Genomic DNA, 12,200 nt, shown 5'->3' with positions numbered 1-12,200 from the left:
ATAAGCTGCGGAGCATCTAAATTGAATACAGAGACGGGCTCTCCTGCCCGTCCCACAAGAATTGTAGAAAAATTGACTGTCAAATTAGATGCACAGCAGCTTAATTGGGTTCCTTGATAATTCTATCGTTGTTATGGATAAATACTCCCGACAGTTTTCAAATAGGGACGCCATCACAGCACAGAAGCGAATAAAGTGAGTGGAATCTGAACCCAAAACAAACAGAAAAAAAGGCACTCTTTTAGTATAAGCTAAAAAAACATACAAGCTTAACACATTGCTTTATAAATATTACAGGGCTATTTCATTCTTATCGAAACGCTGATATGATCTTGGATTGATTCTTACTCTCGGACCGGTCTACGATGTCTCAACTTGTCATTGTCGAAGCTTTTACAGCCATGCCTGATACGCGCCATATGCAAGCTCTCTGTTTAGCTTTGTTTACTATGTCGGCGACGGCTGGAAATCGTGGATTTCTGGCGGTTGGAGACTGGCTTTGGGCCTACCGTGATGAATTGGTAGCCATGGGGAGCACCGCCCTGCGTGAGGCTTACCGTCTTACAGCACAATTCGGCGGACACGGTGTTGCGACTCGATTACCGGGATTACTCGGCTTGTTTATCTCGATTCTTGGGCATTCAACCTTTGCCCTCTGAAACCATTGCCACCGACGGCAAGGTGCTGCGATGATCTTATGAAGCCATCAGCGATGAGCCGACAGTAGACTAAAATCCGCCGATTATACTGGTCACGGCTTATATTGTCGAGCGGGGCTTGATTCTAGAACCCTACGAAATGGAGTCAAAAACCAATGAAATTACTGCTTTGCCTGCCTTCATCAAACAGATGGCATTGCAACGAGAGAGTTTCTAGATAAAGGCAACTCACATAATTTTTATAAAGTTATATTTTTTATTCAAAGTTAATTTATGAATGGGTAGAAGCAGGTAATCAAGCATCAGAATTTGCGGAGAAAGGAGCGAAAGTAGTTATCATCGTTGATCGTGCCAGTTTTCATAAGAAAGAAGAGTACCTCAAAAAATTTGAAACAGAAATGCCTAACCTTCATTTACAATTCCTCCCCGAATAGAGCCTCGGAGTATAACTTAATTGAATGGGGATGGCATTCGACAAAAAAATATATTGCTAATCTACTGTTTAAATCAATTGAAGAGCTAGAGTATTTATTACATCCCCTCTTAAATGAAGGAGAGTGTAATTATTAAATGGGGACGAAAAATCAAAAACAAGGGTAATCCTTGTATCACAGTTTAAATGCACAATAGCTTATCCTGCCATAATTTCCCAAAAACTGAATGTATATCTTGAGTGCTTGAGCAAGGGATTGATGCAGAACTACAATTTAACATCTCAGGGTGCTGAAACTTTAGGTGGACAAACAATTGGCGATTAATTTAGGGGGTAATTTACCTAGCCTAGGATGCACCTATCACCATGTTGACTCACCACTCAGGCTCAAATCAGTCCGAAAAGTCGGATCATCGCCGCTATGAGTGCATAGCTTAGACATCCCTTTGGCAGTTTTAGGACTTACGAAAACTACTTTTCTTCACGGGGTGACAACCCCGTCAAAAACCCCAGCTGTGGCGGATCTGCGTGACTTAGGCTAAAAAAAGATGGGGTGTAAATTTTTAAGTTGCCCCATCTAGAAATTATGTTACCTCTATTTTACCAGAGCTATCTCGAAAAACAACTCATATCGGTCGAATACCTGACTCTAAAAATCCTGGTATATCTGTTGCAAAGCCAAAAACAAGTTAGTATCGAATTACTGGGGACTTTGATGCCTTATCCGATTCAATTTGAGAGCCGAAGACGCAGCTTGCAAAGATTTTTGAAATTAGATTGCCTGAAGATTGAAAGTTTATGGTTCCCGCTCGTTAAAAAAATATTACAAGCAAAGTTTAAAAAGTCTAAACCTTTGAAAGTGGCGATCGCACGCACGCTGCGGGCGAGAGCAAAATGTATTTATGCGCTCGTCTGGTTTGGCAAAAAAGGAGTATTCCCTTATACTGGCTATTGCTAGATAAGAAAGGAAGTAGTAATATCTGCGAACAACAAGCTTTAATTACTCCTGTTTTAGAGTTACTGTCAGATTATAAAATTATCATTTTAGGCGCTCGGGAATTTGGTAGCGTCAAGCTGGCATACTGGCTCGGTCAGAAGAAAGTGAACTTTATTCTTAGGGTAAAACAAGGGCGCTACATACAAGAAAACAATTCTGATTACATCCTCTTGTCTGACATGGCTTTACTGCCAGGGAAAAGCTTTTATTTGTCTGATGTAAAAGTTACCCAACAAAAAGGATTTGGAAGTTTTGATATGGCTGCTTATTGGCTCCGCAAATATCTGGGAAAAGAGGAAGATGTTGCGTTGGTATCTTTTGACTAATTTAGGCGAGTTAAAGCAGTGGATTAATACTTTTAAATGTCGGAGTGGCATTGAGGCAATGTTTAAAGATTGTAAGACTGGTGGTTATAATGCGCGAGAAGAGCCACGCTAATAATCAGCGTTTAAACAGTTTGATATTATTGATAGCCATTGCCTATAGTTGTGCCCCGCCTCCAAGGGCAAAAAATCAAGAATATGGGAATTCAAAAATATGTGGGTAGGTTAACAAAGTGCGGACGATCAATCAGGCGACACAGTAGTTTTTGGATAGGATTATATGGTCAATCCTGGGCGCAGGGAAGCGGAGGGAGTTGGCATGGAATGCAAGTCAAGACATTGTTACTGAACTAATGAGACTCAGGCGCAATAAACTACCATTTTTTCAGAGGGGTATGAGGGCTATGTCCTTGATTCTATCTATGTTCTGACGCGGTTGTCACCCCGTGAACTGCTTTTCAACACTATTGGTAGCGCCAGGTGGGCCCATAAGCACCCTACAGATAGAGTTGATGCGTAATTTCTCTATTTAATATCACGAAGCTAAAATCTTAAATTTAAGATTTAAAATCCTTTGATAGAGGATTCAGCCACAGCAGAATTGTCCGTTTTAATTGATTTAATTCCCGATACACTTCTTGTTTGACCCATTGCCCGATCGCGTCGAAGGGTGTAAAAATTTGACCCACAGGCCAGCTAACATCTTGACCCAAGGGTGTTTGATGGTTGCCGGCTAAGGTCTGAACTGTAATCATGTCGGCAAATCTCTGTTTTAGCAGATTAGTCAAAAGCAGGGTTTGGTCGATGTTGTCGCCGTTAAATTTGACTAAAAGATTGCGCCGGATTTGATAACTATCTTGAACGAGGCGATTGGTGTCTTGCGGGGAAGGGGTAAACTCTACTTTAAAGACGGGGGAAATTTGCTCGACGATCGGGATTGCTTCGGATGCCGCATAATTGTTGAAAGAAATCAGAATATTGCCTGCCCTTTCTACGTCAAATACAGAACCGATCAGCAAGTGCAGTTTGCATCCCATGCTGTGCCCCATGCCGTAAACGGGGAGATAGGAAGATTTGAGCAATTTAGTGGCCCGCAGGCGATCGAGGGCATTTTCAAATTTGTTGAGGACATCGCGGGCGATCGCAATATGATCCAAAGTATTGACAAACGGCGTTGCTACTACAAGATATCCTTGATTCCCCAAAGCCTCTAACAGCCAGCGATAGGTGAGTTGCGGTGCTGTCGCCACAAATGCACCGCCGAGAAAATGTACGATCGCGATCGGTTTAGACGGAATTAATACCCAATTGCCAGAAATTTCTTGCCAGTCCATAAATTCAATCTAATTCAAAGTAAAAATGCGATCGTCCTCTGGAGGTAGAAGGCAGAATTTTTTCTAAATTTTTGCTTTTACTTTCTGCCTTAAAAAGGGGTTGGCCAACCATTTTTTTATTCAAAAAACTTTCCTTTTTACTTACACCTTATTTATTGTAACTGTTTTGGGGGCAAATAGCACGGCGGGCGCACCCTGCTATTTACCCCCTGTATAGGGTTGAAGCTGGCGGCAGAATAAATCAAGGCTGACATCCTAGCGCCACTTTCAAAAATTTTTGTAATGTTTCCCATCGCACGGCTGCAAGCCGCTGTAGTTGGTATTGCGGTAATTAACTCCACAGGATATTAACAGCAAAATACGGCTCAAAACCCGAATATCGCGTATTAACCAGCCCCTGCGCGATCTGCTTCGATTCGGCTTGATTGGCATCACCTAATTTCTTGACTAAAACCTGCATACACATATAAGCTGATTTAGGGCCGCCCCCCGATTTCAGATGATTGGTGGGGGTTTAATTCTGCCGAATGACTGATACCTTCTGCAGGTTGATGACTCAACTTCTCCTCACCCTTCATCCATTTCCACTTGTGGAGAGTAGCTTGAGGATTGAGCACTGTGGTAGCGAGGCCGTAAACAATAGTCGGTAAAACCTCCCGATTTAAAAAACTTTGTCCCAGCTTTCTCATGTAGTGCAGTGCCAAAACTTCTCGGAATTTGTTTAGCCTTTTCAAAAGCGGCAAATTATTAAAGCATAGCTGTTCGTACTCGTTGAGCGATAACTCTTTTTCTCCCCGCAAGCGCCGCAATTGGTTTTCTTTGACACAATCAGAAGCTATGCGCTTTTTGAGCCAGTGCTTATCTGTGAGAGAGCTCCCTCTAATTCGATAATTTCCCAAAGGTTCTGTCGCCGCTAGCAAACCGTACTTTTGAGCAATTTTAGTAAATAACTCTGTATCTTCTCCTACCTGCCAATCTTCTGCAAAGCCGCCTTCTTTCAGAAGAATGGAGCGCTCGACTACAACAGAAGACGGGAAAACCCAAGGGCTTTCGCCTGTCTCCTTAATCGCCTGCATTTCTGCTTTAGTTGTAGGATAGGTGCGAATGTAACTCAACTTGTTGCCGCGCTTGTCTAAATACCGCAAAGCGTGAGCCACAGCTTTGACTTCTGGATTGTCTGCGAGCATCTTCAAACAAACTTCTAGCTTGTTGGGTTCCCAGGTATCGTCGCTGTCGAGAAATGCTACATACTCGCCTGTGGCGCGATATATCATTAAATTTCTCGACTTAGAAACGCCGTAATTTTGGGGATTCCGGAAGTATTGAATTCTCGAATCTTGCTCGACCAGCTTAGCAGCAACTTTGTCAGTAGCGTCAGTAGAGCAGTCATCAACAATTAAAATTTCTAGATGCTTGTGGGTACTATTGAGTACGGAGGCAACTGTCTCAGCCAGAGTGTCGGCAGCATTGAATGCAGGAATTATTACACTGACTTTTTCGCTGTTCATAACTGGAATTAGCTGTGCTTTGGTAGTTGTTTGCCGAAGTATGGTCTTCGCCAGGTATGACCCCTGCATGAAAACACTGAAAAAGTAAGGGTTTTCTGCCGAAGCTGAAAATTGCCGACTGTGAAACGTCCCGACTGCGATCGAGTGCGATTCACAGTCGCCTAAGTTTGAGCTGTTAAGTTCCCAGCCAGGCTGTCCCGATCGCTTTGATGATAAGGACAGCTTTTTTCCACCGCCTGAGGTGTATGCACGCATAGACCAAAACGGGATGCTGTTTATGATGGTATTTTGTACATACAATCAACCACACTGTACATGAGCCATTATACAGCCTTGTTAATTTTTATTAGGGAAAATTCAGCAAATTAACTGCCTATATCAAACTCCTTCCCTGGGCTGGGCTGTTTCATTCTCCAGTTCGATCGCTAAAAGCGATCGCTCGTCCGATTAAATCTTGAGCGCTCGCCAAAAAACAAATATATATGCTGACTCTAATCATATTTCTCAAAAAAGTCAAGAAGCCACGCCACAACTTAGGAAAAAGACATCCTTTATGATTGATATTACTATTAGTCATTTTTGGAGTCATGTTCGGTCATCTGGGATATAGAGACATGGCAGCATTTGCTCTCATTTCACCACAAATTGATTGTTAACTTTTTTCAACTCTTACACGAACAAGTCCCCTATTATTCCACGATTAGACGAGCAATGATGCTGGTTAAAACCTCAGATTTAATAGACATATTTAATCAATGGGCGCGAGGCTTAACCAATCCAATTTAAGGCAGTGATTGGGTATCCATAGATGGTAAATGTCTCAAAAGTACCTGCAAAAATCCTGGCAATAATTCTCAAACATTTGTGTCAATAGTATCTTTATTCAGTCAAACCACTGGTTTGGTACTCAGACTACAAAGTTTTGAAAAAAAAAAGTTCAGAAATTAAACAGGTGCAATAGCAGGTATTGACGGAGACCACTCACGGGCAAGTATTCACCTTGGACGCTTTGCACTGTCAAAAACAAACAACTACTCTAATAACCAAGTCAAAAAATGATTATATTATCGCTCTGAAACGGAATCAAAAAAAGCTGTTTAAACCAGCAGTAAAAATAAGCTCCCATTCAACTACCATTAAGTGAGAGCCAAACGGTAGATATCAGTCACGGTCGTCTGAGAGTAAGAAACGTAGCTGTATTTGATATTGAGCCGCTGAAATCCGCTGATTTTGACTGTTGGCAGTGGGGTCAAATTAGGAGCTTAGTTAAAGTAGAAAGAAGCGATACTCGCGGTAAAAAAGATTACGAGCATCTTGCCTATTATAGCGGTTCTCAAAAAAGTGAGGTATGCCCACGGAGGCCACGGAGGCCACGGAGGCCACGGAGGCCACGGAGGCCTATGCCCATGAGTACCTCATATGAGAGCTCGAAAGGCTATACATCAGCAGCTTATCCGTAGATGCCGAAACATTTGGGTCAAAAATCCGGGGTCATTGGTTGATAGAGAATCAGTTACATTGGGTCAAGGATGTAATTTTTTGCATAAGACACAGGGCCTCGGCATCATTATCTAGCAGTAACTAATTTATCCATACTCAAAACCATCGCCCTTAATCTTTACCGCTGGTCAGGCTTTTTATCAGTAAAGACTGGACAAAGATGGTTGAACTCTCGCCTGGAAAATCTCATACTTGTAGTCAGTTAAAAAGGTAGAGCGCCGGATAGATTTCGCTGAAAATTAAAATCAGTAATTCCTCAATCCGTTTGCCAGCAAAGCAAACGGTTGATTTTAATATTAAATAGTATCGAGTTTATTGACAATCAACAATCGGGGCGAGCGAGAATGAAACCGCCCTGCTTCCCTGGGGGGAAGAGAAGAAAGACAGAGTTGGGTAGGGCATAGGGGGAGAATTAGGATTTATGCCGTGTTTTCCGCTGCTTGGCTTTCTATTTAAAAGTTGCACTGAGCTTACCTACGTAAAGTTAATATAACAGGCTAGAAGCCTGAGCGCGATCGACCGTAGGGGACCTAGAAGCAGATTTGACGAGGTTATGGGCCGATTTGACGGCTAATTTTCTGACGCATAACCGTCTGTTGTAGCCTCTGAGGGCTTTCGCCAGGGCGTGAGAATTTTTAGACGACTTGTGCAAAGAAGCAATTTTTACATTACAAGCAGAATCTCTGCGTAAGTCCTGTTGTTAATAAAAACGCTGGCATTTCTGGGCCTACAAGCAGAATCTCTGCGTAATTCCTGTTAACTGTTTAGCTACTGAAGGAATGCGGCAGCGTCCGCTGGGCTACCTGTAGTAGCCCAACAGCTAATTAGAGAAATTCTTGATTTAATTGTTTCTGATATTTCATCCACTTAATTTTGTGGACAGTGGCTTGAGGGTTTAGCGCTGTTGTGGCAATTCCGTAAACCAGAGTCGATAAAATCTCCCGATTTAACCAGCTTTCTCCGGCTTTTCTCATGAAGCGAGTTGCCGCAATCTCTCTTAACTTATTGAGTTTTTTCAATGGCGGCAGGTTTTGGAAAAAGATTTCTCGGTATTCGGTCAATGTTAACTCTGATTGACCGCGAATCCGCCGCAGTTGGTTTTCTTTAACGCAGTCTATGGCTAGACGCTTGTCAAACCAATATTTATCGGTTAAAGAGTTGCCCAAAACTCGGTAGTTTCCTAAGGGCATTTTTGTAGCTAGCATCCCGTGCTTTTGAGCTAGTCTGGCCATGAGTTCGGTATCTGCTGCCACTTTCCACTCTAAAAATCCTCCGATTTCTAGGATAGCTTCTCGTTCTACTACTAAAGCTGTCGGAAAAACCCAGGGAAGCTCACCCTTTTCTTGAACCTCCTGCAATTCTTTTTGATTTGTAGGATATGTGGGGATGTACCCGACTTTGTTGCCGCGCTTGTCTATATAGCGGAGGGCGTGACCGACTGATTTAATTTCTGGGTGCTGTTTTAACATTTTCAAGCATTCTTCTAGTTTGTTTGGTTCCCAGGTGTCGTCGCTGTCTAAAAAGGCGATAAATTGTCCGGTTGCTGCTTCTATCATTAGATTTCGGGATTTGTAAGCTCCTAAGTTTGTGGGGTTTTTGTAATACTTAATTCGCTGGTCTTTCTGGGCCATGTCGGTGACGGTGTTTTCCGTACCGTCGGTCGAACCGTCGTCAATTACTAGGATTTCTAGATTCCGGTGAGTGCCGTTGAGCGCAGATTCTATCGCTTCGCCAATTGTGTCTTTGGCGTTGAATACCGGCATAATAATGCTAACTTTTTCTGGGTGAAAACTTGTGCTAATTTCAGACGCTGCTGATTCTTCTAGGGTGGTTGGCGCTTCGGGGACTGCGGGCGAACCACTGCTGACTTTTTCGGTGTTTAACTTTTTATCTATCGCACCTTCGCTCGCTCTGTTAGTCATGTTTTTCGCGTTTATTCCGGCGATGAGTGCACCGATATTTTTGGCCTTCATAACGTTGCTTTGAATTTTGGTTTGAGGTTGTTCTACTGACTTAAGTACCCATTATAGCAGGGGCTCGAGACGCCTGCTATGTCTACTTATTTTTTTTCCAATACTTAACATTTCCGAGAATTAGACTTAGAGTGTAGTGTATTCAACAAAGCTATCGGACTGATTTGAATAGTAAATTTGCGGTATTTAAGGATTATTATCAGAAGTGAAATTAAATCTATGCCTTGAGAAGAATGTTCTTCAATTTTAGTGCGATCTATCGCAAACCGGGGGGAAAATGTTTTCAAAGTTAATCGGTAAAGTGCGAATTTATATTTTTTTCCTAACAGTTTTGGTGGGCGGTGCCTGCCAGCAGCAGCTACAGCCAAACTTGCAGCAGCAGCGCAGCAAACAGGGGATGGCAGTTTCGGCTCACCCTCTGGCGAGCGCTGCGGGGCTGGCCCTGCTACAACAGGGAGGCAATGCAGTGGATGCGGCGGCTGCTACGGCTTTGGCGATTTCGGTGGTGGAGCCTTTTTCGGCGGGTATCGGCGGCGGGGGTTTTTTGCTGCTGCGGCGGGCCGAAACGGGGACTGTGCAAGCGCTGGATTTCCGGGAACGAGCTCCGAGAAGGGCCGCGCGGGATATGTACCTCGACAAGCAAGGCAAGGTGCGCCAAAGGGCAAGTCTGGACGGGCATTTGGCGGCGGGGATTCCGGGTACTGTTGCTGGACTTTATACGGTGCAGCGGGAGTATGGTAAGTTGCCTTGGGCCCAGGTGGTGGCGCCGGCGATCGCCCTGGCTGAAAATGGCTTTCCGGTAGGTTCGCGGTTTACCGCGGCTGCCCGGCGACGACAGGATGCGATCGAAAAAAACCCGGCGGCGCGGAAGGTTTTTACTCGTGGTGGCATTCTATACCAGCCGGGGGAGCTTTTGGTGCAGCGGGATTTGGCGCGGACATTGCGGCAGATTGCTGAAAATCCGCAAAGTTTTTATACCGGGGACATTGCGCGGGCGATCGCCGCCGACATGGCTAAAAACGGCGGCATTATCACTCTCGAAGATTTGAAACACTATACGCCGATTTGGCGAAATCCGGTTTGTGGCAACTTTCGCACTTACGAAATTTGTGCGATGTCGCCTCCTTCTTCCGGCGGCGTTCATTTGTTGCAAATTTTAAATATTCTGGGAGATACCGATCTCAAGAGGTTGGGGAGGCAAAGTCCAGATACGCTACATTTACTCGCGGAGAGCATGAGGATTGCTTATGCTGACCGGGCACAGTATTTGGGCGACCCGGATTTTGTGAGGGTACCGGTCAAAGCTCTGACTAGCAGCAATTATGGCAAATTGAGACGATCGCAAATCCAAATGTCAAAAGCCAGACCTTCGGGGGAGGTAAAAGCTGTTGACGCTGAAACTTTGAGCCGCTTTGTGTGGGAGTCTCCCGAAACAACCCACCTCACGGTAGTTGACAAAGAGCGCAATGTTGTATCCTTAACCTTTACGGTGAATGGCGGTTTTGGGGCTGGAGTCGTGGCGGCGGGTACGGGAATTTTGCTCAACAACGAGATGGATGATTTTGCAGCGGCGCCGGGAGTGCCGAATTTGTTTGGTTTGGTGGGCGGGGACGCAAATTCGATCGCCCCGGGGAAGACTCCTTTATCGAGCATGACGCCGGTCATCGTGACAGAAAATGGCAAATTTCGCCTCGCTGCGGGGGCTCCCGGAGGCAGCACGATTATTACCACGGTGCTGCAAATTGTGCTTAATGTGTTGGTTTACGACATGAATGTCGGCGATGCTGTGTCTGCACCTCGGGTGCATCATCAGTGGCAGCCCGATCGCCTGATGGTGGAACGGGGAGGTTTTGAGGCTGCGACGCTTTCGGAGTTACGGCGGCGGGGACACCTGATTGTCGAAAGTGACGGCTGGGGTAATGCCAATGCGATCGTCCTGACTGCGGATGGTTGGTTGGAAGGGGCTGCCGATGGGCGCGGGGAAGGAGAAGCAAGGGGGTTTTAGTCTTCAGTCAGTCGATTAGAGATTAGAGATTTTAGAGGAGGGCGAGACTTCGGCGACTCAAGGATTTTAGATTTACTCCACAGATGAATCTGGGACCTTGAACAAGGGTCTAAAATTTTTATCTCTCCACGACAGGAGTCGGGGGCTTGAATTTGTTTTTGGGCGGGGTGATCTTTCATCAGTTGTTATACTAAATCCGGCTCAAATACCCCCTTTATCTGGCTTGTCCTTCGCTCGCTAGGACGAAAGTTTGACTCTATGCAGCGGTTGAAACGGCGCAATGATAAAAGGGGTATTTGAGCCGGATTTGGTATTAGTCATTAGTCATGTTGGCGATCGTCAACGCTATCAAAACCCGGTTTCTTTGGGCTGCAGTGCGTAAGTCCTGAAATTATTAGCCTGTGTACGTATATTTTTGCATCCGTATTATTGCGGTATTATTTCGGTGAATTTTATTGGCAGACTAACTGCGAATAATTACCAAAAAACTTCACACAAAAAGCATAAATCAACTTAAATATAAAGTTCTTGTAAAGGCACTAGACATTGATTGTTATGTAATGTAACAATGAAATTGTCAACAGAACGATGTTTGTATTTTTGCGATAAAACTTATGAGAATTACTCACAAAATTGCTGCCTTAACTGCTACATTAACTACTGCTATGAGCTTGTTGGCAGCGCCAGCAATGGCATTGTCGGTAGGGGCAACTAATGACATTGAGACTTTAAAAAATACGTTATTGGGAGCTAATACAGGCGGCTTGAGTAATTTCTCTGTTTCAATTACGGGTAATGCGGCTGCTTCTGGTATTTTCACTAATGACCCCTTCGGTTTGATATCAGGTGTTGTTCTGAGCACTGGTAAAGTCACCGATCTACCGGGTCAGAATCGGAAAGATAACGACTTTCTGGGTGGCAGCGATTTAAGCACGGACTTTTTGCCCTTGGATCAAGAGGGGGATTTTACTCAGCTAAACCTTAGCTTTTTTGCTGATTCTACGGTTGAAAAGTTGTTCTTTGAATATGTATTTGGTTCTGAGGAGTTTCTTGAGTACGGCAGTTCTAGATATAATGACGATTTTGAACTGCTGCTGAACGGCACTAATTTCGCAAAATTGACCGACGCAAAAACAGTTACGATTAATAATCTTGTTCCCGATAGATATAATCGCTCTAGCGATCACCCAGACTATATTGACAACCCAAGCTTGACAGGTCTTGCTGCTAACATCATTAAGCTGGACGGTTTTACTAAAGTTTTAGGTTTTGAGGGTTTGCTCAAGCCAAATCAGACGAATGTTCTCAGCATCCGCATTAAAGATGTGGGCGATGGCTTGTTAGATTCTGCTGTATTTATTAAAGGCGGTTCTGTGGGAACGGTAAAAGCTGAGGCGGTTCCCGAACCGATGACTGTGGGGGGTTTGATGGCGGGAGGCGCTATGCTGGCTGCTGGACGAAAGTTGCG

Annotated in this window: 8 protein-coding genes; 5 read left to right on the top strand and 3 right to left on the bottom strand. The window is 44.4% G+C overall.

The window, feature by feature from the left end:
- Positions 1 to 365 precede the first annotated feature (365 nt).
- From QUB61_RS34315 to QUB61_RS34305, 3 genes are all read left to right on the top strand, one after another.
- The gene (locus tag QUB61_RS34315) at positions 366 to 659 is read left to right on the top strand and encodes a hypothetical protein (protein ID WP_333132602.1); all 294 of its coding nucleotides are present in this window, start codon (positions 366 to 368) and stop codon (positions 657 to 659) included.
- Between the two features lie 1,019 nt (positions 660 to 1,678).
- Positions 1,679 to 2,050 (top strand): hypothetical protein, encoded by a 372-nt coding sequence (locus QUB61_RS34310; RefSeq protein ID WP_333132601.1) that lies wholly within the window; start codon positions 1,679 to 1,681, stop codon positions 2,048 to 2,050.
- The gene (locus QUB61_RS34305; protein ID WP_333132600.1) at positions 2,044 to 2,415 is read left to right on the top strand and encodes a hypothetical protein; all 372 of its coding nucleotides are present in this window, start codon (positions 2,044 to 2,046) and stop codon (positions 2,413 to 2,415) included. Before QUB61_RS34310 ends, QUB61_RS34305 begins: the two co-directional genes overlap by 7 nt.
- Before the next feature lie 554 nt (positions 2,416 to 2,969).
- Here the strand turns inward: QUB61_RS34305 and QUB61_RS34300 are convergent.
- From QUB61_RS34300 to QUB61_RS34285, 3 genes are all read right to left on the bottom strand, one after another.
- A complete protein-coding gene (locus QUB61_RS34300) occupies positions 2,970 to 3,746 on the bottom strand; it encodes a DUF1350 family protein (RefSeq protein ID WP_333132599.1) in 777 nt (258 codons plus the stop codon).
- Between the two features lie 476 nt (positions 3,747 to 4,222).
- A complete protein-coding gene (locus QUB61_RS34295; RefSeq protein ID WP_333132598.1) occupies positions 4,223 to 5,509 on the bottom strand; it encodes a glycosyltransferase in 1,287 nt (428 codons plus the stop codon).
- 2,069 nt (positions 5,510 to 7,578) lie between these two features.
- Positions 7,579 to 8,676: a glycosyltransferase family 2 protein gene (locus QUB61_RS34285; RefSeq protein ID WP_333132597.1), complete on the bottom strand. Its 1,098-nt coding sequence runs from the start codon at positions 8,674 to 8,676 to the stop codon at positions 7,579 to 7,581.
- 328 nt (positions 8,677 to 9,004) lie between these two features.
- On the opposite strand from QUB61_RS34285, the gene ggt reads away from it, so the two are divergent.
- Positions 9,005 to 10,732 (top strand): gamma-glutamyltransferase, encoded by a 1,728-nt coding sequence (gene ggt, locus QUB61_RS34280; RefSeq protein ID WP_333132596.1) that lies wholly within the window; start codon positions 9,005 to 9,007, stop codon positions 10,730 to 10,732.
- A gap of 614 nt (positions 10,733 to 11,346) precedes the next feature.
- The coding region (locus QUB61_RS34275; RefSeq protein ID WP_333190328.1) for a choice-of-anchor L family PEP-CTERM protein at positions 11,347 to 12,200 on the top strand (854 nt) is incomplete at its 3' end.

The organism is Microcoleus sp. C2D2 (genome assembly GCF_036702495.1).
Taxonomy (GTDB): Bacteria; Cyanobacteriota; Cyanobacteriia; order Cyanobacteriales; family Microcoleaceae; genus Microcoleus.
The sequence above is the reverse complement of the archived record's forward strand: the minus strand, read 5'-3'. Positions and strand labels throughout refer to the sequence as shown.

Bases quoted from the DNA above. Each gene is read 5' to 3' on its own strand.
- QUB61_RS34285 (WP_333132597.1), bottom strand. From the start codon at position 8,676: ATGACTAACAGAGCGAGCGAAGGTGCGATAGATAAAAAGTTAAACACC.
- ggt (WP_333132596.1), top strand. From the start codon at position 9,005: ATGTTTTCAAAGTTAATCGGTAAAGTGCGAATTTATATTTTTTTCCTA.
- QUB61_RS34315 (WP_333132602.1), top strand. From the start codon at position 366: ATGTCTCAACTTGTCATTGTCGAAGCTTTTACAGCCATGCCTGATACG.
- QUB61_RS34295 (WP_333132598.1), bottom strand. From the start codon at position 5,509: ATGCGTGCATACACCTCAGGCGGTGGAAAAAAGCTGTCCTTATCATCA.
- QUB61_RS34310 (WP_333132601.1), top strand. From the start codon at position 1,679: ATGTTACCTCTATTTTACCAGAGCTATCTCGAAAAACAACTCATATCG.
- QUB61_RS34300 (WP_333132599.1), bottom strand. From the start codon at position 3,746: ATGGACTGGCAAGAAATTTCTGGCAATTGGGTATTAATTCCGTCTAAA.